Here is a 20,041-nt window from a genome sequence, read left to right as displayed (position 1 = left end):
ACCCCACCGGGCGGGGGCGGGGTGGGTCAGAAGGCTCGGGTGTACTGGTCGGGCCAGGCCGGGGTGGCGCCGAGCTTGGCGGCGGCGCGGCGCGGCCAGTACGGGTCGCGCAGCAGTTCCCGGCCCAGCAGCACCAGGTCCGCCTCGCCGCCGGCCACGATCTGCTCGGCCTGCTCGGGCTCGACGATCAGGCCCACAGCGCCGGTCGGCACCCCGGCGTCGCGGCGGATCCGGGCGGCCAGCGGTACCTGGTAGCCGGGGCCGACCGGGATGGACGACTGGACGGCCGCGCCGCCCGAGGACGTGTCGATCAGGTCGACTCCGGCGGCGGCCAGTTCCCCGGCGAGCACCACACTGTCGTCGACGGTCCAGCCGTCGTCGGTCCAGTCGGTGGCGGAGATCCGGGTCAGCACCGGCACGGACTCGCCGACGGCGGCGCGTACCGCGCGGGCCACCTCCAGGGTGAGCCGCATCCGGGCGGCCCGGTCGCCGCCCCAGCCGTCGGTGCGCCGGTTGGTCAGCGGGGACAGGAACTCGTGCAGCAGGTAGCCGTGCGCGGCGTGGATCTCCACGGCGGCGAACCCGGCGTCCAGCGCCCGCCCGGCGGCGGTGGCGAAGGCGTCCACCACTGCGGCGATGCCCGCCTCGTCCAGCGCGGTCGGCGTGCGGTATTCCGGCACGAACGGCTGGTCGCCGGGGCCGACAGGGGTCCAGCCGCCCTCGGCGTCCGGCACGCCGCCGCGCGTCGGTGCCCACGGCCGGTACGTGGACGCCTTGAACCCGGCGTGCGCGAGCTGCACGGCCGGGACCGCGCCGTGGGCGGCGACGAACGCGGTGATCGGCCGCCACGCGTCGACGTGCGCGCCGGACCAGAGGCCGGTGTCCTGCGGGCTGATCCGGCCCTCGGGCACCACAGCCGTCGCCTCGGTGATGACGAGCCCGGCCCCGCCGACCGCGCGGGAGCCGAGGTGGACGCGGTGCCAGTCGGCGGGCAGGCCGTCCGGTCCGGCGCTGTACTGGCACATGGGCGCCAGCGCGATCCGGTTGGGCAGCGTGACGCCGCGCAGGGCGAGCGGGGTGAGCAGGGCGCTCATTCTCGGATCCTCCGGTCGTGGCAACGGGTGCGCCTCCTTCTCAGGAGACGCACCCGAAGGAGTGTGGATCAGGCGGGTACGGGGTCGAGCCGTTCGGTCTCGGCGGGCTCGATCAGGTCGCGCTTGCCGGCCGAGTCGTACGCGGCCCGGTCGAGCGTGCCCTCCCGGGCGGCCACGATGGTCGGCACCACGGCCTGCCCGGCCACGTTCGTGGCGGTACGGATCATGTCCAGGATCGGGTCGATGGCCAGCAGCAGGCCGGCCCCGGCCAGCGGCAGGCCCAGCGTGCTCAGGGTCAGCGTCAGCATGACGATCGCGCCGGTCAGGCCGGCGGTCGCAGCCGAGCCCACCACCGAGACGAACGCGATCAGCAGGTAGTCGGTCACGCCCAGGTTCACGCCGAACACCTGCGCCACGAAGATCGCGGCGAGCGCCGGGTAGATGGCGGCGCAGCCGTCCATCTTCGTGGTGGCGCCGAACGGCACCGCGAAGGAGGCGTACTCGCGGGGGACGCCGAGGCGCTCGACCGAACGCTGGGTCACCGGCATGGTGCCCACCGAGGAGCGGGAGACGAAGGCCAGCTCGATGGCGGGCCAGGCGCCGGCGAAGAAGCGCAGCGGGTTGAGCTTGCCGGCCACCGCGAGCAGCACCGGGTAGACCACGAACAGCACCAGCGCGCAGCCGACGTAGACGGCCGTGGTGAACTTCGCGAGCGGGGCGAGCAGGTCCCAGCCGTACGAGGCGACGGCGTTGCCGATCAGGCCGAGCGTGCCGATCGGGGCGAGCCGGATGACCCACCAGAGCGCCTTCTGCACGATCGACAGCAGCGAGCGGTTGAGCGCCACGAACGGCTCGGCGGCGTCGCCGACCAGCAGCGCGGCGGCGCCCACCACCAGGGCGAGGAAGACGATCTGCAGGACGTTGCCCTCGACGAACGCGCCGACCGGGTTGGTCGGGACGATGCCGGTGAGGAAGTCGATCCAGGAGCCGGTGGTCTTCGGCGCGGTGGCGCCGGCCGGGTCCAGGTTGACGCCCCGGCCGGGGTCGGTGAGCAGGCCGATGCCGATGCCGATGCTCACCGCGATGAGCGCGGTGACGCCGAACCAAAGCAGCGTCTTGACTGCCAGCCGGGCGGCGTTGGCGACGCCGCGCAGGCTCACCACGCTGACCACGATGGCGGTGAAGACCAGCGGCGGCACGGCGAGCTTGAGGAGCTGGACGAAGAGGCCGCCGACGGTGTCGAGCGTGCTGGTCAGCCAGGCGAGGTCGGCGGCGCGGGCGAGGAAACCGAGCGCCACGCCGAGCACGAGGCCGAGCAGGATCTGGACGGAGAAGGGGATTCTGCGCAGGGCGGAAGTCATGAGGACGGATCCAAGGTCTGGAGAGGGAAGGCGGGCGTCGGGGGCGTGGAGCTACGCCGGACAGACGCCGCTGGCCTGCCGTCGCAGATCGACGTACAGGCGCTCGGTGAGGCACCAGACATTGGTCATCGTCGCGACACGTTACTCCCGTCCGGCGTCCGAACGGAAGGACCGTCGCCGGTGAGGCTCCTTACAGCCAGGTAGCCGGAGGTGGCCAGTCCCCAGGCCGCCACCACGACCAGCAGCACCCGCTCCGACACCCCGAGCAGCGCGCTGCGCCCGACCAGCAGCAGCGCCGCCGCTACTACGGCGGCCACCGGCAGCGCCAGCGCCGCGCCGATCGCGGCGATCCGCCGCAGCCCCCGGTCCGCCGCCGGGGAGAACAGCAGCACCAGCATGGCGAGCACCACAGCGGCGGTCGCCGCGATGCTGGCCCCGCCGTGCACCAGGTCGGCCACCGTTGTCGCCTCGAACGGCGGCAGCGGGCAGCCCTCGCTGCACGTGACGGCGCCGGAGAGCACCGTGGCGACCGCGCCGGCGCCGAGCAGCCCGGCCGCCGCCCGCAACCCCGGCGGCAGCGCCCCGGCGAGCAGCAGCAGCGACGCGGCCACCGAGAAGATCCCGATCCGGTACGCCCCGGCGTACCCGCTGTCGGTGATGCCCGCCTCACTCACGTACGCGATGGGGCCCGGGCCGGGACCGGCGATCACCGCGACGGTCACCGCTGCCACGCCGGCGGCCAGGCAGACGGCGGCGAACGCGGCGGCGATCCGGCGGGCCGTGTCCTCAGCCACGTCCGTGCGGGGTGGTCCAGCCGGACAGGTCCGGCCCCAGCGGCACGATCCGGGTCGGGTTGATCATGTCGTGGGTGGCGTAGTAGTGCCGCTTGATGTGGTCGAAGTCCACCGTCTCGGCGAACCCCGGCGTCTGGAACAGGTCCCGCGCGTACGCCCACAGCACCGGCATCTCGGTGAGCTTGCGCTCGTTGCACTTGAAGTGGCCGTGGTACGCCACGTCGAAGCGCACCAGCGTGGTGAACAGGCGCACGTCCGCCTCGGTGATCGCGTCGCCCATCAGGTAGCGCCGCCCGGCCAGCCGCTCGCTCAGCGCGTCGAGGCGGGCGAACAGCGCGGTGAACGCCTCGTCGTACGCCTCCTGGGAGGTGGCGAAGCCGCACCGGTAGACGCCGTTGTTGACGTCCCGGTGGATCTCCGCCATCAGCGCGTCCATCTCCGGGCGCAGCTCGACCGGGTAGAGATCCGGCGCGTCCGGCGCGTGGAACCGCCGCCACTCGGTCGAGAAGTCCAGCGTGAGCTGCGGATAGTCGTTCGTCACGACCCGTCCGGTGAGCGTGTCCACGAGCGCCGGCACCGTCACCCGGCCGGTGTAGTCCCTGTCGGTGGACAGATACGCCTCGGACAGGTAGCCGATGCCGAGCACCGGGTCGAAGCCGTCCGGGTCGAGCGCGAACCGCCAGCCCCGCTCGTCCCGGATCGGATCGACGGTGCCCAGCGAGATCACCTCGTCCAGCCCGAGCAGGCCGCGCACGATCCGGGCCCGGTGCGCCCACGGGCAGGCCCGGCACCAGATCAGCCGGTAGCGGCCCGCCTCCAGCGGCCAGCGTCCCTGCTCGTCCGGCCCGCCCCCCTCGGGTGACGTGGAGTGCGGGGTGACCCGGCCGGTGAACCGGTTGGGCTGGCGGACGAACGCGCCGCCACCGCTGGTCTCTGCGCTGAACTGGGCCCCGGACATGCGGCAAACCTATCCGCTCCGGTCACGGATATCCTGGCGCCGGGTACCCCCGCGACCCGCCGACCGACCCCTTCCCACCCCCGAAGGACGTACGCGCGATGACAGTGGCCTATCTCGTTGCCGGAGTCCGCACCCCGATCGGCCGGTACGCCGGCGCGCTGGCCGGGGTCCGCCCCGACGACCTGGCCGCGCACGTCGTCCGCGAGCTGGTGGCCCGCCACCCCTCGGTCGACTGGGCCCGCACCGACGACGTGATCCTGGGCTGCGCCAACCAGGCCGGCGAGGACAACCGCAACGTGGCCCGGATGGCCGCGCTGCTCGGCGGCCTGCCGGAGGAGGTGCCGGGCAGCACCGTCAACCGGCTCTGCGGCTCCGGCCTGGACGCGCTCGCCTCCGCCGCCCGCGCGATCGTCGCCGGGGAGGCCGACCTGGTGGTGGCCGGCGGCGTGGAGAGCATGAGCCGCGCGCCGTTCGTCATGCCGAAGGCGGCCACGCCGTTCGCCCGCACCGCCGAGGTGTACGACACCACGATCGGCTGGCGGCTGGTCAACCCGCTGATGCGCAAGGGGTGGGGCATCGACTCGATGCCGGAGACGGCGGAGAACGTGGCAGCGGAGTTCGGCGTGGACCGGGCCGCGCAGGACGCCTTCGCGTACCGGTCGCAGCAGCGGGCCGCCAAGGCGCAGGCCGACGGCCGGCTGGCCGAGGAGATCGTCCCGGTGACGGTGCCCGCGGGCAAGCGCGAGACGAAGCTGGTCGAGGCCGACGAGCATCCGCGCGAGACGTCGCTGGAGAAGCTCGCCGCGCTGCCCACCCCGTTCCGCGAGGGCGGCACTGTGACCGCCGGCAACTCCTCCGGCGTCAACGACGGCGCCGTCGCGCTGCTGGTCGCCTCCGCAGCCGCCGTCGAGCGCTACGGCCTTACCCCGCTGGCCCGGGTACGCGGTGCCGCGTCGGCAGGCGTACCGCCGCGGATCATGGGCATCGGTCCGGTTCCGGCGACCCGCAAGCTGCTCGACCGCACGGGCCTGTCGCTCGCCGACGTGGACGTGATCGAGCTGAACGAGGCGTTCGCCGCGCAGTCGGTGGCGGTGCTGCGCGAGCTGGGCCTGCCGGAGGACGCCGAGCACGTCAACCCCGGCGGCGGGGCCATCGCGCTGGGTCACCCGCTCGGCGCCAGCGGTGCCCGGCTGGCGTTGACCGCCGCGCTGGAACTGCGCCGAAGGGGCGGCCGGCGGGCGCTCGCCACCATGTGCATCGGTGTCGGCCAGGGCATCTCGCTGCTGCTGGAGTCGGCCGCCTGAACCGGGCCGCCGGCATCGCCTCCAGTGGATCTCCCGAACCCGGCCGTACCGGCCTAGAGTGGTCTGGACCACATGATCCGCCATCGACGGCGGACGACGACCTGGGGGACCGAGCGATGCAGACGTCGGAGAGCCTGCCCACCGAGATCGACCTGACCCGGCCGAGCGCCGCCCGGGTCTACGACTACTTCCTCGGTGGGGCGCACAACTTCGAGATCGACCGGCAGCTCGCCGAACAGATCGCGGCGATGACGCCGAACCTGGCCGCCACCATGCGCTCCGGGCGGGAGTTCCTGCGCCGGGCCGTACGGGTGCTGCTCGACGCCGGCATCGACCAGTTCCTCGACGTCGGCTCCGGCATCCCCACCGTCGGCAACGTGCACGAGGTCGCCCAGACCGCCGACCCGGACGCCCGCATCGTGTACGTGGACATCGACCCGGTCGCCGTGGCGCACAGCCACGAACTGCTCGCCGGCAACGACCGGGCCACGGCGATCCTGGCCGACCTGCGCGAGCCGAAGCTGATCCTGGACCACGCCCGCGCCAGCGGCCTGATCGACTTCGACCGGCCGCTGGGCATCCTGCTCGCCGGCGTGGTGCACTTCGTGCCCGACGCCGACCGCCCGGCCGACATCCTGGCCACGCTGCGCGCCGCCGCCGCACCCGGCAGCTACCTGGTCATCTCCCACTCCACGTTCGAGGACCAGCCGCAGGAGATGCTGGACGCGCAGCGGCTGTCGGCGCGTACCGCCACCGAGATCACGCTGCGCTCGCGGGCCGAGATCACCGGCTTCTTCGGCGACTGGACGATCCTCGAACCGGGCGTCGTGCACATGCCGCTGTGGCGGCCCGACTCCCCGTCGGACGTGGACGAGCACCCGGAGCGGTTCGGGGCCTTCGGCGGCGTCGCCCGGCACGACCGCGCCGCCGGCTGAGCCCCATGCGCGCCCCGGACAGCGACGGGGGAGACGTCAGCCGGCCCGGCGCCGCCGCGTACGCCGCCGAGTGGGCTCGCGCGGTGCGCCGTATCGGGTTCGTGCCGCTGAGCGCGGCCGAGACCGAGCGCCTGCTGGTGCCGCTCACCGAGCGACTCGGCGAGGCCCTGCTCGCCCCCACCTTCTCCGCCCGCCCGGCGGAGGAGGTGGGGCGTGCCCTGGTCCAGGCGCACCTCACCGAGCCCGGCGTGCTCGACTGGTCGGTGCAGGCGCTCGGCGACCGGTTCCTGCCCTGGGTGCTGCCGTCGCGCACCGAGTCGCCGGAGCTGCGTGAGCGGGTCGCGCTGCTCCAGGGCGCGTTCGCCGCCGGGTTCGCCCGCGCGCTGCGCGACCGGGTCTTCAGCCAGCAGGAGCGGATCGCCCGGTCCGCGTGGCAGGCCCGGGACACCGTCGAGCAGGCGCTGCGGGACAGCGAGGCCCGGTTCCGGGCGGTCTTCACCGGCGCCGCCATCGGCATCGGCATCGCCGGGGTGGACGGGCAGATCATCGAGGTCAACCAGTCCTTCGCGGACATGCTCGGCTACGCCGTCGCGGAGATGCGGCGGATGAACGTCTCGGCGTTGTTCCACCCCGACGACGCGGCCGGGATGTGGGAGCTGTACCAGGAGCTGATCGAGGGCAAGCGGGACAGCGCGCGGGTGGAGAAGCGCTACTACCGCAAGGACGGCAGCGTGGTCTGGACCGACCTCGCGGTCTCGCTCATCCGGCACGACGACGGCCGGCCCCGGTTCACCGTGGCGATGGTGGAGGACATCACCCAGCGGTACGAGTTGCAGCAGCGGCTGCGTTTCCAGGCGCTGCACGACCCGCTGACCGGCCTGCCCAACCGGACGCTGTTCTTCGAGACGCTCGGCGACGTCTTTGACGGCGCCGGTCCGGACCAGCGCGTCGGGCTGTGCTTCATCGACCTGGACGGCTTCAAGGCGGTGAACGACAGCCTCGGCCACGACCTGGGCGACCGGCTGCTCAAGGTGATCGCCCGCCGGCTCAGCGACTGCGTGGCCGGGCGCGGCCACCTGGTGGCCCGGATGGGCGGCGACGAGTTCGTCATCCTGGTCGACTCCGACGGCGGCATCGACGACGCGGTGGAGGTCGCCGAGCTGGCCCTGGCCGCGGTGTCCGCGCCGGTGCACGTCGGTGACCAGCAGCTCGCCGTGTCGGCGAGCATCGGCATCGTGGAGTGCCCGGCGGCGGAGACGAGCGTCGGCGACCTGATGAAGGCCGCCGACACCACGCTCTACTGGGCCAAGGCGGAGGGCCGAGGCCGCTGGGCGGTGTACGACCCGGAGCGCAGCGCCGCCGACATCGCCCGCTCCGCGCTGGCGGCGAACCTGCCCGCCGCGCTGGACCGGGGCGAGTTCGTGCTGCACTACCAGCCGATCGTGTCGCTGCTGGACGGCACGATGGTGGCGGTCGAGGCGCTGGTGCGCTGGCAGCACCCGGAGCTGGGGCTGATCGGGCCGGACCGGTTCATCGGGCTGGCCGAGGAGACCGGCCTGATCGTCCGGCTCGGCGCCTGGGTGCTGCGTCAGGCGTGCCGCGACGCCGAGTCGTGGCGGCGCGCGTACCCGGACACCACGCCGGTGGTGAGCGTCAACCTGGCCGCCCGGCAGGCCGACGACCCGGCCATCGTGGAGACGGTGGCGGAGGCGTTGCAGCACACCGGCCTGCCGGCCGAGCTGTTGCAGCTGGAGCTGACCGAGAGCGCCGTCATGGGCAGCGCCGGCGAGCCGCTGCGGACGCTGCACCAGCTCGCCGGCCTCGGGCTGCGGCTGGCCATCGACGACTTCGGCACCGGCTACTCGAACCTCGCGTACCTGCGGCGGCTGCCGATCCACTGCGTGAAGCTGGCCGGCCCGTTCGTCGAGGGGATCCGGGGTGACGGCGGGGACGCGGTCGCCGACCATCGGGACGAGCGGATCGTGGACGCGCTGGTCCGGCTGGCGCACGCGCTGGAACTGTCGGTGACGGCCGAGGCGGTGGAGACCGAGGTGCAGGCCGAACGGCTGCGGGCGCTGCGCTGCGACACCGGGCAGGGCCGGCTGTTCGGCGCCCCGATGCCCGCCGACGGCATCCGCGCCCGCCTGGGCGGGTAAGGAAGGGCCCCCTCTTAACGCCTCCGGTAGAGCAGGGGGCCCCGCTTAACACCTCCCGCGAACGCGGCAGGCGAGGAAGGGAGAACCGGTGAGCCTCACCGATTCGCAGGCCGTGGTGTCGGTGGTCGCCGCGCTGGCGATCGTCGCCGGCCTGGCCGGGGTGGTGGTGCCCGGGTTACCGGCGCTGCCGCTGTGCTGGGGCGGCGTACTGGTGTGGACGCTGTTCGGCGACGCCGGACCGGGCCGCTGGGCGGTGCTCGCCGCCGCCACGGTGATCGCCGCCGGTGGCACCGTGCTCAAGTACCTCTGGCCGGGGCGCAACCTGAAGCGGACCGGCGTGCCCACCACCTCGCTGCTTGCGGGCGGGCTGCTCGGCGTGGTCGGGTTCTTCGTGATCCCGGTGATCGGGCTGCCGATCGGCTTCGTCGGCGGCATCTTCGGCGCCGAACGGCTGCGGCTCGGCGACACCCGGCTGGCCTGGCCGGCCACGGTGCAGGCACTCAAGGCGGCCGGGCTGTCGATGGTCCTGGAGTTCACCGCCGGCCTGATGATCGCCGCGCTGTGGGTCGCGGGGCTGCTGTTCGTCTGACCGTCGCCGGCCCACCCGGCGAGCACTCCACCGGTACGGTCGACCGGATGCGGACAACCGTCCTGGGCGGCCTCGGCGCCTACCCAACCGCCCACCAGGCCTGCGCCGGCTTCCTCGTCGAACACGACGGCTTCCGGCTGCTGATCGACCCCGGCTACGCGACGCTGCAACCGTTGCTGGCGCTCACGAGGGCGGAGCACGTCGACGCCGTCTACGTCAGCCACGGCCACCCCGACCACTGCGCGGACCTGCAACCGCTGATCCGCGCCCGGGTGCTCGCGAACCGGTCCGGGCCGCCCCTGCCGGTGTACGCCCCCACGGGCAGCCTCGCCGGGCTGCTCGCGATCGATGAGCCGGGCCTGCTCGAACCCGGGTACCGGCTGACCGGGTTCACCCCGGGGGAGACGCTGCGTCTGGGGCCGTACGAGGTGCGGACGTTCGCGTTGCCGCACTGGGTGCCGAACGCCGGGGCCCGGTTCTCGGCGGCGGGCCTGGTGCTCGCCTACACCGGGGACACCGGACCCAGCCCGGCGCGGGTGGAGCTGGCCCGCGACGCGGACCTGCTGATCGCGGAGGCGACCTATCCGGACGAACTCCCGCAGCGGCACGAGGGGAACCTGTCCAGCGCCGTCGAGGTCGGCCGGTACGCCGCCGAGGCCGGGGTGCGGCGCCTGCTGCTCACCCATCTGTGGCCGGGGACGGAGCCGCGCGAGGCGCTGGCCGCCGTACGGCGCGGGTTCGCCAGCCCGGTGGAGGTGGCTGCGCCCGGGCTGACGGTGACAGTCGGCCGGTAGGGAGCGGCGGCGCGGGGCGTCCGGAGGGTACGGCCGATCGCCGTACTTCAGTGAGAGAGAGGTGGACGCCGCGCGCCGCCGCGGACCGGGCGTTGCCGAGCGCCCGGTGCCGGCCCGTCGGGTCGGGCCTGGTCACGCCCACAATGATGCCCCGGGTGGGATCGGGCGACAACGCAATTACCGGGGTACGTATTGACCGCCTTGATCGGCCGGGAGCACACTGCGAGCACTCGCACGAGCATCGCCTCGAGGAGGTGTGCAGTGGCCACGACGCCCGCGCCGACCGCCGAGCAGCCGATGGACGACGACGCCCGACGACTCGCCGAACTCGGCTACAAACAGGAGTTGCGCCGCAAGTGGAGCGGCTTCTCCAACTTCGCGATCTCGTTCTCCATCATTTCGATCCTGGCCGGCTGCTTCACCACGTTCGGCCAGGCGTGGAACAACGGCGGCCCGGTGGCGATCTCCTGGGGCTGGCCGCTGATCTCGCTGTTCATCCTGATCATCGGCTTCTGCCTGGCCGAGTTGGTGTCGGCGTACCCGACAGCGGGCGGGATCTACTGGTGGGCGGCGACGATGGGCCGGCCGGTGCACGGCTGGTTCACCGGCTGGCTCAACCTGATCGGGTTGGTCGCGGTGACCGCGTCGGTCGACTACGGCTGCGCCACGTTCCTCAACCTGACGCTGTCGGCGCTGTTCGACGGCTGGGCCGGCACCGGGCACCAGACGTTCGGGCTGTTCGTGGTGATCCTCGCGCTGCACGGGCTGATCAACATCTACGGGCACCGGATCATCGACGTACTCCAGAACGTCTCGGTCTGGTGGCACGTCGCCGGCGCGGCCGCCGTGGTGCTGATCCTGGTCCTGGTCCCGGACAACCACCAGAGCTTCCAGTTCGTGTTCACCGAGCGGTTCAACAACTCCGGCTTCGGTGACGGCGAGACCGGCGGGCTGGCGTTCTGGTTCTACGTGCTGCCGCTGGGCTTCCTGCTCACGCAGTACACGATCACCGGCTTCGACGCCTGCGCGCACGTCTCCGAGGAGACCCGGGGCGCGTCCAAGGCCGCCGCGCAGGGGCTGTGGCGGTCGATCTTCTACTCGGCGGTGGGCGGCTGGATCCTGCTGCTGGCGTTCCTGTTCGCGGCCACCGACGTGGACGCGATCAACGAGGCGGGCGGCTTCTCCGGGGCGATCTTCGAGAGCGCGCTGACGCCGTTCTTCTTCAAGGCCGTCATCATCATCTCCACCATCGGGCAGTTCTTCTGCGGCATGAGCTGCGTGACGTCGATGTCGCGGATGGCGTACGCGTTCAGCCGGGACCGCGCGGTGCCGGGCTGGAAACTCTGGTCGAAGGTGAACCGCAACGGTACGCCCGTCAACGCCATCATCGGCGCGACGCTGGCCGGGCTGGTGCTCACACTGCCCGCGCTCTACCAGCGCGGCGGCATCCCGGTCGCGTTCTACGCGGTGGTGTCGGTCGCGGTGATCGGGCTGTACCTGTCCTTCATCATCCCGATCTTCCTGCGGCTGCGGATGGGCGACCGGTTCACCCCGGGCCCGTGGACGCTCGGCCGCCGCTACAAGCTGCTCGGCTGGATCGCGGTGGTCGAGATCGCAGTCATCTCGGTCTACTTCGTGCTGCCGATCGTCCCGGCGGGTGTGCCCGGCAACCCCGACTTCAGCTGGACGGCTGTGAACTACGCGCCGATCGCCATCGGTGGCGTGCTGCTCGGCGTCGCGATCTGGTGGTACGCCTCGGCCCGCAAGTGGTTCACCGGCCCGCGCCGCACCGTCGAACAGGCCGAACCGGAGCCGGAGCCCGCCGAGCCGTCGTGACATGTCGGTGGGTGCTGCCATGATCCGGCGATGGAAACGGAAACGGTGGTACGCGCGCTGTGGGACCGCATGCAGGCCCGGGACTGGGCCGGCGTCGGCGACCTGCTGGCCGACGACGTGGTGGTGGAGTGGCCGGCCAGCGCCGAGCGGATCGTCGGCCGCGACAACTACGTGAAGGTCAACGCCGAGTACCCGGAGGGCTGGTCGATCCGGGTGCTGCGGGTGGTGGCGGCGGGCGACACGGTGGTGTCCGAGGTGGAGGTGCCGCACGAGGGAATGGGCGTGCACCGGGTCGCGTCGTTCTGGACCGTGCGGGGCGGGCGGATCACCGAGGGCCGGGAGTACTGGACCAGCCTCGGCCAGGACCCGTCCCCGCAGTGGCGATCCGCCTGGGTCCAGCCGATGTGAGCGCCGGGCTGTCCGGAGATCTTGGCGATCGTTTTGTCGGTTAGGCTGCGGATCCGATCTGCTTGGCCAGCCCGACGAACGACCGCCACGACGTCGGGGTGACGTGGAGCGTGCCGCCGTCCCGGTCCTTGGAGTCGCGTACCAGCACCACTTCCGTCAGGTTGTCAGCCACCTCGACGCAGTCGGTGTTGCCGCTCCGGGTCGCCTTTCGCCAGGTCGCGCCGCTCAGATCCATGACGTCTCCACCTCTTTCAGAAGCTCGAGAGACTGCCGGCGGGGCAAAGCTTCACTCCGGATCATCTCCCATCTCGACTGAAGCGTAGCCACGTCGGCGTCGCCGTCGATCACGCTCGTGGTGAGCTGGCATTCCATGCTGGCGACCCAACCGCCCTCCGCGCCTCTCGCCAGAGTGAACGGACCGGACAAGCCGATGTGCAACCCGACCTGTAGTGGAAGCACGTGGATACTGATGTGCGGGCGCTCGGCGCAGACGACCAGGTGCTCGATCTGCTGAGCCATCAGGCCGCGGAAGCTCTCTTCGCGGCGGTGCAGCATTCCCTCGTCGAGTACAGCGATGAGCTGGGGCGGAGATGGCTGCCGCAGGACTTCCTGGCGATCCATGCGGGCTGCCACGCGGCTCTCCACGTCGGCATCGCTGAGTAGGTCGTCACAGCGAATCACCGCTCGGGCGTAGTTCTCCGTCTGAAGCAGGGCTGGAATGAGAGTCGGGTGGAAGCACCGGAGCTGTCGAGCGTTGCGTTCGGCATCGAGCCATGGGCGGAGCCAGGACGGCAAGCCCTCGCGTTCGGCCATCTTGAGCAGGGACACCAGCAGGCCGCCGGAGTTCAGCACCTCGTCGGCACGAGCCAAGAAGAGCCGGTCGTACGGACGGCTGCCGGTTTCGACGGCGGACACCATTGACGGCGAGTAGTGGACCAACCGGCCGAATTCCTCCTGATTGAGACCGGCAACGTTCCGTAGTCGGCGGAGCTGCGCACGGATCAACTCTGCTGTCGGTTCCTCCACAGTTCCTCCACAGTTCCTCCACAGTCCGTGCGTGAATTTCATTCGGTGTCTGCCGGTTGAGCCCGTACTTCACTCGTGCGCCGTGACCAGGCTCGATGCCTTCCGACCGTAGCGGTGTCCTCACCAGACTGTCACGCATGCGGATCCGCTCGTCGCAGGCGAGCACGGGCGGATTCCAGCCCGGGGCCGCCCGGTCCCGACGATGCCGGGCGGTCCCCTCCATCAACGAGGAGGCCGATGTGCGTGTCCGATGGTTCCGGTGCCGTACCCGTGAGCTGCCCACCCTGCCGAAGCGCGAACCCGGCGGCAATCTACCGGCCTGGATGCGTGAACCGACCCGACCGTTCCCCACAATTCGCCCGGGCAGCCCGGGGCGTCTGACGCCGGCGCAGGAGTGGCGGGCGAACGGGGGCCGTTGGTGACGGCTCTGGTCGGTGTGCTCAGCGCGATCGGTCACATCGGGTACGAGCCGGACTGGACATGCGAGCGCTGTCAGGAACCGTGGCCGTGTCCCACCCTGCGTCGCATTCCGCGTGATCAGCTCGATCCGGCAGCGCTCATCCGGATGATGGCGTTCCTCGTGCGCGGCGCGATCCGGGATCTGCGTGGCCGAGTCGAGGGGCCGGAACCGCCCGAGATCGTCCGGCGGTTCTTTTGGTTCCTTCCGCTCAGCGACGACGAGGCGCGTGCGATCGCCCGAAGGCTGCGGTGATGGGCCGGCGCGTGGTTCCGCACCTGCCCATGCGCCCGCTGTGGCGGTGCCGCAACTGCGGGGCGGAGTGGCCCTGTCAGCCGGCCCGGCTGTCGCTGCTCGTCGAGTACCGGGAGGACCGCACCGCGCTGCTGCTCTATCTCGGCGGGCTGATGACCGAGGCGCGGGAACAACTCGCCAAGCTGAATCCCGACCACGCGCCGGATCTGCACGGCCGATTCCTGGCCTGGGCGCGGGTTCGTGGCTGACGCGGGGTGGGCTGTCCGCGTACCCAAGGGGTCAGATCGTGGGGCGGCGGTGGGTGAGCGGGAAGCGGAGGATGCGGTCGTCGCCGGCCGCCGGGGTGCCGCGGCCGTCGCGGTTGCTGGTCGCGACCCAGAGCGCACCGTCGGGGGCCACCTCGACGGTACGCAGGCGGCCGTACGTGCCGGCCAGCTCCGCCACCGGTACGCCGACGCGGCCGGCGGCGTCGACGGGCACCGCCCAGAGCCGGGCGCCGCGCAGCGCGGCGACGTAGAGCGTGCCCCTGGTGAACGCGGCACCGCTCGGGGACGCCTGCGCGGGCGGCCAGACGACGACCGGGTCGCGGAACCGGGGATCACCGGCGACGCCCTCGACGAGCGGCCAGCCGTAGTTGCCGCCGGGCACGATCCGGTTCACCTCGTCCCATGTGCTCTGCCCGAACTCGGTGGCGAACAGCCGCCCCTGCCGGTCCCAGGCGAGGCCCTGCACGTTGCGGTGGCCGTAGCTGTAGACCAGCGAGCCGGGGAACGGGTTGCCGGCCGGCACGCCGCCGTCCGGGCGGATCCGCAGGATCTTGCCGTTGCGGCTGGTCAGGTCCTGCGCGCGGGCGGCAACCCCGGCGTCGCCGATCCCGGCGTAGAGCATGCCGTCGGGGCCGAACGCGATCCGGCCGCCGTCGTGGACCGCGCTGCGGGCGATGCCGCTCACCAGCACCTGCGGCGGCTGGGACGCGCCGAGGCGGAACCGGACGATCCGGATGTCGGCAGCGGTGGTGTAGGCGGCGTAGACCCACCTGTCGCGGCGGTACCGGGGGGAGACCGCGAGCCCGAGCAGGCCCGCCTCGCCGCCCGCGGCCACGTCGGCGATCCGGGCCACCTGCCGGGCCGGGCGACCCGGGCGTACGCGCAGGATCGTGCCCTGGTCCCGCTGCGCGACCAGGGCGCTGCCGTCGGGCAGGAAGTCCAGGCCCCACGGCGCCTCCAGGCCGGTGGCGACGACGTGGGGGCGGCTCAGGTCGTAGCCGGACCAGCCGGAGCGTCCGTCGAAGCCGCGCAGGTCGAGCGTGACCGGTCGCGCGTCGGCGGTCGCCGGCCGGTCCGGCCCGGCGGCGGGTCGCCCCTCGGCGGGTCTGCGGTCGGCGTGCGCGTCGGTCGCTGCTAGCACGATCGCGAGGACGGCGGCGACGACCGCGACGGTACGACGGCGCATGTGCACTCCCCGGTTTCGCACCCGGCCTCGCCGGGGCATTGACGGTGATCCGGTTTGCCAGTAGACCTTGGTGATGGAGGCCCCTGATGAAACCAACGCCGCTCTCGCTGGAACAGTTGCGGGTCGCCGTCACCGAGGGTGAGATCGACACGGTGGTGCTCGCGCTCACCGACATGCAGGGCCGCCTGCAGGGCAAGCGGTTCCACGCGCCCTACTTCCTCGACCAGGTGGTCACGCACGGCAGCGAGGGCTGCAACTACCTGCTCGCCGTGGACGTCGACATGAACACCGTCGACGGGTACGCGATGTCGAGCTGGGAACGCGGCTACGGCGACTTCGCCATGCGCCCCGACCTGGACACGCTGCGCCGGATGCCCTGGCAGCCCGGGTCCGCGCTGCTGCTGGCCGACCTGGAGTGGCTGGACGGCTCCGGCCCGGTGGTCGCCTCGCCCCGGCAGATCCTGCGCAAGCAGCTCGACCGGCTGGCCGCGCACGGGCTGACCGCGTACGCCGGCACCGAACTGGAGTTCGTGCTCTACCGCGACTCGTACGAGGAGGCGTGGCAGCGCGGCTACCGCGACCTGACGCCTGCCAACCAGTACAACGTGGACTACTCGCTGCTCGGCACCGCCCGGGTCGAGCCGCTGCTGCGCCGCATCCGCACCGAGATGGCCGGCGCCGGGCTCACCCCGGAGAGCGCGAAGGGCGAGTGCAACCTCGGCCAGCACGAGATCGCCTTCCGGTACGACGAGGCGGTGCGCTGCGCCGACCACCACGTCATCTACAAGAACGGCGCCAAGGAGATCGCCGCCCAGGAGGGCATGGCGATCACGTTCATGGCGAAGCCGAACGAGCGGGAGGGCAACTCCTGCCACATCCACTTCTCGCTGCGCGACGCCTCCGGCTCCTCGGCGATGCTGGGGGACGGGCCCGCGCACCTGAGCGTCACCGGGCAGCGGGTGCTGGCCGGGCTGCTCGCCACCATGCGCGAGTTCAGCCTGTTCTTCGCACCCAACATCAACTCCTACAAGCGCTACCAGCCCGGCTCGTTCGCGCCGACCGCGCTGCGCTGGGGCACCGACAACCGCACCTGCGCGCTGCGGCTGGTCGGGCACGGGCAGGGGATGCGGGTGGAGAACCGGGTGCCGGGGGCCGACGTCAACCCGTACCTGGCGATCGCCGCGCTGGTGGCAGGCGCGGTGCACGGCATCGAGAACGAGCTGGAGCTGGCGGACGAGTGCACCGGCAACGCGTACGACGACCCGGACGCCGAGCGGGTGCCCACCACGCTGCGTGACGCGTTGGACCTGTGGCAGCGCTCGGAGGTGGCCCGGGAGGCGTTCGGCGACGAGGTGGCCGCCCACTACGCCAACCAGGCGAAGGTCGAGCTGACCGCCTTCGACGCCGCGGTGACGGACTGGGAGCTGACCCGTGGCTTCGAACGCCTCTGACGTGTACGCGTCCGCGCTCTCGCCCGCGCCCGCGTCCGCGCCCTCTCGCTCCCGCGATCTTGCACTTGCGGCCCTTGGCGCGGGTGTTGTGCGGCTTTCGCCGGGGCAGCAACTGCAAGATCGCCGAGGTGAGGGGAGGGGACCGCGTGGGTGAGGTGATCTCGCCTGTTGACGGGGCGGGGATCGGGGTCGTTCCGGGGTGCTCCGTGGAGGACGTGGATGCTGCTGTCTCGCGGGCGGCTGCGGCGTTCGAGACGTGGCGTCATGTGGCGCCGGGGGATCGGGGGCGGCTGCTGCGGCGGTTCGCCGCCCAGGTCGACGCGCATCTCGAGGAGCTGGCTCTCCTGGAGGTGCGCAACGCCGGGCACACCATCGGCAACGCCCGCTGGGAGGCGGGCAACGTCCGGGACGTGCTCGACTACTACGCGGGCGCGCCGGAACGGCTGACCGGCCACCAGATCCCGGTGCCCGGCGGGCTCGACGTCACGTTCCACGAGCCGCTGGGCGTGGTCGGCGTGATCGTGCCGTGGAACTTCCCGATGCCGATCGCCGGCTGGGGGTTCGCCCCTGCGCTCGCGGCCGGCAACACGGTGGTGCTGAAGCCGGCCGAGCTGACCCCGTTGACCGCGCTGCGCCTGGCCGAACTGGCCCGCGACGCCGGCCTGCCCGAGGGCGTGTTCACAGTGCTGCCCGGCCGGGGCAGCGTGGTCGGCGAGCGGTTCGTCACCCACCCGGCGGTCCGCAAGATCTGCTTCACCGGCTCGACCGAGGTCGGCACCCGGATCATGGCCGGCTGCGCGGTCCAGGTGAAGCGGGTGACGCTGGAGCTGGGCGGCAAGTCGGCGAACATCGTCTTCGCCGACGCGGACCTGGAGAAGGCGGCTGCGACCGCGCCGTACGCGGTCTTCGACAACGCGGGCCAGGACTGCTGCGCCCGCTCCCGGATCCTGGTCCAGCGCCAGGTGTACGACAGGTTCCTGGAACTGCTCGAACCGGCCGTACGGGCGGTGCGGGTGGAGGACCCGGCCCAGGAGACGGCCGAGATGGGCCCGCTGATCTCCGCCGCGCACCGGGACCGGGTCGCCGGGTACGTCGACGGCGCGGACGTCGCATTCACCGGCTCGTGCCCCGACGGCCCCGGCTTCTGGTACGCCCCCACTGTGCTGCTCGCCGGCTCCCCGGCGGACCGGCACTGGCGGGAGGAGGTCTTCGGCCCGGTCGTCTCGGTGCTCCCGTTCGACGACGAGGCGGACGCGATCCGGCTCGCCAACGACACCGAGTACGGGCTCTCCGGCTCGATCTGGACCCGGGACGTCGGGCGCGCGGTGCGGGTGGCCCGCGCCGTCGAGTCGGGCAACCTCAGCGTCAACTCGCACTCCTCGGTGCGCTACTGGACCCCGTTCGGCGGGATGAAGCGTTCCGGCCTGGGCCGGGAGCTGGGTCCGGACGCGCTGCACGCCTTCACCGACGTCAAGAACGTGTTCATCGGCACCGAGGAGTGATCACAGTGCAGGGACGGCTTTCCGACCGGGTGGCAGTGGTGACCGGCGCGGGCAGCGGCATCGGGCTCGCCACCGTACGGCGTTTCGCCGCCGAGGGCGCCCGGGTGGTCTGCGTGGACATCGACGCCGACGCCGGCACCCGGGCCGCACAGGAGGTGGGTGGCGAGTTCGTCGCCGCCGACGTGGCCGACGAGACGGCGGTGCGCGACCTGTTCGACGGGGTGGTGCAGCGGCACGGCCGGGTGGACGTGTCGTTCCACAACGCGGGCATCTCGCCGCCTGAGGACGACTCGATCCTGGAGACCGGCCTGGACGCCTGGGAACGGGTGCTGCGGGTGAACACCACGAGCGTGTACCTGTGCTGCAAGTACGTCATCCCGCACATGCGCCGCCAGGGCAAGGGCTCGATCATCAACACCGCCTCGTTCGTGGCGCTGATGGGCGCTGCCACGTCGCAGATCGCGTACACGGCGAGCAAGGGCGGGGTGCTGGCGATGACCCGGGAGCTGGGCGTGCAGTTCGCCCGCGAGGGCATCCGGGTCAACGCGCTGTGCCCGGGGCCGGTGGCGACGCCGCTGCTGCTGGAGTTGTTCGCCAAGGACCCGGAGCGGGCCGCCCGGCGGCTGGTGCACGTGCCGATGGGCCGGTTCGGCGACCCTGCCGAGATCGCCGCCGCTGTGGCGTTCCTCGCCAGCGACGACGCCTCGTTCATGACCGCCGCGCAGTTCGTCGTCGACGGCGGTATCACCGGCGCGTACGTCACCCCCCTGTGAGTGCGAGGAGTGAGCCGGTCTTGCGAGCCCCGCAGTCGCGAACCCAGGCCGGCACTATGAGGCCGGTCATCGGCATCACCGCGTACGTCGAGCCGGCCGGCTGGGCGGTGTGGCGGGACGTGCCGGCGACGCTCGTGCCGCACGCGTACGTCCGCTCGGTCACCGCGGCGGGCGGCCGGGCCGTGGTGCTGCCCCCGGACGACGCCGACGCGGACGTGCTGGGGCTGCTGGACGGGCTGCTGCTGGCCGGCGGCGCGGACGTCGGCCCGGAGCGGTACGGCGAGCCGCCGGACCCGCGTACCGAGAGCCGGCCGGAGCGCGACGCGGGGGAGACGACGCTGCTGACCGCCGCGCTCGCCGCGGACCTGCCGGTGCTGGGTGTGTGCCGGGGCATGCAACTGCTGGCGGTGGCGTACGGCGGCCTGCTGCACCAGCACCTGCCGGACGTGGTGGGGCACGACGGGCACCGTCCCGCGCCGGGCGTCTACGGGTCGCATCCGGTGCGCTTCGCCGCCGGCAGCCGGGCCGCCGAGGTGATGGCCGGGGTGGACCGGGTCAACTCGTACCACCATCAGGCGGTGGCCGACCCCGGCGGCCTGGCGGTGACCGGCTGGGCCGACGACGGGGTGATCGAGGCGGTGGAGGACCCGGCGCGGCGGTTCGTGCTCGGGGTGCAGTGGCATCCGGAGAACGAGGCCGAGCCGCGGCCGGTGGCCGCGCTGGTCCGGGCCGCGATGTCGGCTAGATCACACACCCGCGTTTCGTAGGTGCGGACAGCCGAATCGGCGGCCCGCCGACCAGGCGAGGACCGCCCGAGTCGCCCCGGAGCGTCGGTTACGCCAGGATGAGGCGGAGGTAAGCAGCGTCGAACGGTGCGGGTGCGTTACGTTGCTCGT

The 20,041-nt window shown here is 72.4% G+C and carries 20 protein-coding genes; 13 read left to right on the top strand and 7 right to left on the bottom strand.

The window, feature by feature from the left end:
• Positions 1-26: 26 nt before the first annotated feature.
• The 4 genes from FHX31_RS22910 to FHX31_RS22895 all read right to left on the bottom strand — a co-directional run bounded on the left by FHX31_RS22910 (position 27) and on the right by FHX31_RS22895 (position 4,207).
• Complete coding sequence (locus FHX31_RS22910; protein WP_184977167.1) at positions 27-1,094, bottom strand: NADH:flavin oxidoreductase/NADH oxidase; 1,068 nt, start codon at positions 1,092-1,094, stop codon at positions 27-29.
• Between the two features lie 68 nt (positions 1,095-1,162).
• Complete coding sequence (locus FHX31_RS22905; protein WP_176739839.1) at positions 1,163-2,443, bottom strand: dicarboxylate/amino acid:cation symporter; 1,281 nt, start codon at positions 2,441-2,443, stop codon at positions 1,163-1,165.
• 137 nt (positions 2,444-2,580) lie between these two features.
• Entirely contained in the window at positions 2,581-3,249 is a 669-nt protein-coding gene (locus FHX31_RS22900; protein WP_091329653.1) for a DUF998 domain-containing protein, read from the bottom strand.
• The gene (locus FHX31_RS22895; RefSeq protein WP_184977166.1) at positions 3,242-4,207 is read right to left on the bottom strand and encodes a glutathione S-transferase family protein; all 966 of its coding nucleotides are present in this window, start codon (positions 4,205-4,207) and stop codon (positions 3,242-3,244) included. Before FHX31_RS22895 ends, FHX31_RS22900 begins: the two co-directional genes overlap by 8 nt.
• A gap of 98 nt (positions 4,208-4,305) precedes the next feature.
• On the opposite strand from FHX31_RS22895, the gene pcaF reads away from it, so the two are divergent.
• From pcaF to FHX31_RS22860, 7 genes are all read left to right on the top strand, one after another.
• Positions 4,306-5,511 carry a 3-oxoadipyl-CoA thiolase gene (gene pcaF / locus FHX31_RS22890; protein ID WP_013284637.1) on the top strand — a complete coding sequence of 402 codons (1,206 nt, stop codon included), beginning with the start codon at positions 4,306-4,308 and terminating at the stop codon, positions 5,509-5,511.
• 116 nt (positions 5,512-5,627) lie between these two features.
• A complete protein-coding gene (locus FHX31_RS22885) occupies positions 5,628-6,446 on the top strand; it encodes an SAM-dependent methyltransferase (RefSeq protein WP_184977165.1) in 819 nt (272 codons plus the stop codon).
• Between the two features lie 5 nt (positions 6,447-6,451).
• Complete coding sequence (locus FHX31_RS22880) at positions 6,452-8,602, top strand: putative bifunctional diguanylate cyclase/phosphodiesterase (RefSeq protein ID WP_013474415.1); 2,151 nt, start codon at positions 6,452-6,454, stop codon at positions 8,600-8,602.
• 88 nt (positions 8,603-8,690) lie between these two features.
• Positions 8,691-9,191, top strand: coding sequence for a DUF456 domain-containing protein (locus FHX31_RS22875; protein WP_184977164.1), 501 nt, complete (start codon positions 8,691-8,693; stop codon positions 9,189-9,191).
• Between the two features lie 47 nt (positions 9,192-9,238).
• Positions 9,239-9,985 (top strand): MBL fold metallo-hydrolase, encoded by a 747-nt coding sequence (locus FHX31_RS22870; RefSeq protein WP_184977163.1) that lies wholly within the window; start codon positions 9,239-9,241, stop codon positions 9,983-9,985.
• Between the two features lie 261 nt (positions 9,986-10,246).
• Positions 10,247-11,821 (top strand): amino acid permease, encoded by a 1,575-nt coding sequence (locus tag FHX31_RS22865; RefSeq protein ID WP_184977162.1) that lies wholly within the window; start codon positions 10,247-10,249, stop codon positions 11,819-11,821.
• Between the two features lie 30 nt (positions 11,822-11,851).
• On the top strand, positions 11,852-12,229 hold the full coding sequence (locus tag FHX31_RS22860) for a nuclear transport factor 2 family protein (protein ID WP_184977161.1): 378 nt from the start codon (positions 11,852-11,854) through the stop codon (positions 12,227-12,229).
• Positions 12,230-12,269: 40 nt separating this feature from the next.
• Here the strand turns inward: FHX31_RS22860 and FHX31_RS22855 are convergent, their stop codons facing one another.
• Positions 12,270-12,464: a DUF397 domain-containing protein gene (locus FHX31_RS22855; protein WP_013474420.1), complete on the bottom strand. Its 195-nt coding sequence runs from the start codon at positions 12,462-12,464 to the stop codon at positions 12,270-12,272.
• Entirely contained in the window at positions 12,455-13,255 is an 801-nt protein-coding gene (locus FHX31_RS22850) for a helix-turn-helix domain-containing protein (protein WP_013474421.1), read from the bottom strand. The genes FHX31_RS22855 and FHX31_RS22850 overlap by 10 nt, the downstream gene beginning before the upstream one ends.
• Positions 13,256-13,673: 418 nt before the next feature.
• Between FHX31_RS22850 and FHX31_RS22845 the strand changes: the two genes are divergently transcribed.
• Both FHX31_RS22845 and FHX31_RS22840 read left to right on the top strand, forming a co-directional pair.
• Positions 13,674-13,967: a hypothetical protein gene (locus tag FHX31_RS22845; RefSeq protein ID WP_236619380.1), complete on the top strand. Its 294-nt coding sequence runs from the start codon at positions 13,674-13,676 to the stop codon at positions 13,965-13,967.
• On the top strand, positions 13,967-14,215 hold the full coding sequence (locus tag FHX31_RS22840; RefSeq protein ID WP_013474423.1) for a hypothetical protein: 249 nt from the start codon (positions 13,967-13,969) through the stop codon (positions 14,213-14,215). Before FHX31_RS22845 ends, FHX31_RS22840 begins: the two co-directional genes overlap by 1 nt.
• Before the next feature lie 31 nt (positions 14,216-14,246).
• On the opposite strand, the gene FHX31_RS22835 is transcribed toward FHX31_RS22840, so the two are convergent.
• On the bottom strand, positions 14,247-15,419 hold the full coding sequence (locus tag FHX31_RS22835) for a PQQ-dependent sugar dehydrogenase (protein WP_184977159.1): 1,173 nt from the start codon (positions 15,417-15,419) through the stop codon (positions 14,247-14,249).
• 86 nt (positions 15,420-15,505) lie between these two features.
• Here FHX31_RS22835 and FHX31_RS22830 point away from each other — a divergent pair, with 86 nt between their 5' ends.
• From FHX31_RS22830 to FHX31_RS22815, 4 genes are all read left to right on the top strand, one after another.
• Positions 15,506-16,870, top strand: coding sequence for a glutamine synthetase family protein (locus tag FHX31_RS22830; protein WP_030269861.1), 1,365 nt, complete (start codon positions 15,506-15,508; stop codon positions 16,868-16,870).
• Positions 16,871-17,016: 146 nt separating this feature from the next.
• Positions 17,017-18,372, top strand: coding sequence for an aldehyde dehydrogenase family protein (locus tag FHX31_RS22825; protein ID WP_184977158.1), 1,356 nt, complete (start codon positions 17,017-17,019; stop codon positions 18,370-18,372).
• 5 nt (positions 18,373-18,377) lie between these two features.
• Positions 18,378-19,145 (top strand): 3-oxoacyl-ACP reductase, encoded by a 768-nt coding sequence (locus FHX31_RS22820; RefSeq protein ID WP_013284647.1) that lies wholly within the window; start codon positions 18,378-18,380, stop codon positions 19,143-19,145.
• A 56-nt stretch (positions 19,146-19,201) separates the two neighbouring features.
• Positions 19,202-19,912 (top strand): gamma-glutamyl-gamma-aminobutyrate hydrolase family protein, encoded by a 711-nt coding sequence (locus FHX31_RS22815; RefSeq protein ID WP_013474426.1) that lies wholly within the window; start codon positions 19,202-19,204, stop codon positions 19,910-19,912.
• Positions 19,913-20,041: the final 129 nt, after the last annotated feature.

It is taken from the genome of Micromonospora sp. CNZ286 (assembly GCF_014207755.1).
This window is presented reverse-complemented; position numbering and strand designations above follow the sequence as displayed.

Coding starts and splice junctions, on each gene's coding strand:
- FHX31_RS22870 (WP_184977163.1), top strand. CDS start 9,239: ATGCGGACAACCGTCCTGGGCGGCCTCGGCGCCTACCCAACCGCCCAC.
- FHX31_RS22895 (WP_184977166.1), bottom strand. CDS start 4,207: ATGTCCGGGGCCCAGTTCAGCGCAGAGACCAGCGGTGGCGGCGCGTTC.
- FHX31_RS22840 (WP_013474423.1), top strand. CDS start 13,967: ATGGGCCGGCGCGTGGTTCCGCACCTGCCCATGCGCCCGCTGTGGCGG.
- FHX31_RS22880 (WP_013474415.1), top strand. CDS start 6,452: ATGCGCGCCCCGGACAGCGACGGGGGAGACGTCAGCCGGCCCGGCGCC.
- FHX31_RS22855 (WP_013474420.1), bottom strand. CDS start 12,464: ATGGATCTGAGCGGCGCGACCTGGCGAAAGGCGACCCGGAGCGGCAAC.
- FHX31_RS22860 (WP_184977161.1), top strand. CDS start 11,852: ATGGAAACGGAAACGGTGGTACGCGCGCTGTGGGACCGCATGCAGGCC.
- FHX31_RS22815 (WP_013474426.1), top strand. CDS start 19,202: ATGAGGCCGGTCATCGGCATCACCGCGTACGTCGAGCCGGCCGGCTGG.
- FHX31_RS22830 (WP_030269861.1), top strand. CDS start 15,506: ATGAAACCAACGCCGCTCTCGCTGGAACAGTTGCGGGTCGCCGTCACC.
- pcaF (WP_013284637.1), top strand. CDS start 4,306: ATGACAGTGGCCTATCTCGTTGCCGGAGTCCGCACCCCGATCGGCCGG.
- FHX31_RS22835 (WP_184977159.1), bottom strand. CDS start 15,419: ATGCGCCGTCGTACCGTCGCGGTCGTCGCCGCCGTCCTCGCGATCGTG.
- FHX31_RS22885 (WP_184977165.1), top strand. CDS start 5,628: ATGCAGACGTCGGAGAGCCTGCCCACCGAGATCGACCTGACCCGGCCG.
- FHX31_RS22910 (WP_184977167.1), bottom strand. CDS start 1,094: ATGAGCGCCCTGCTCACCCCGCTCGCCCTGCGCGGCGTCACGCTGCCC.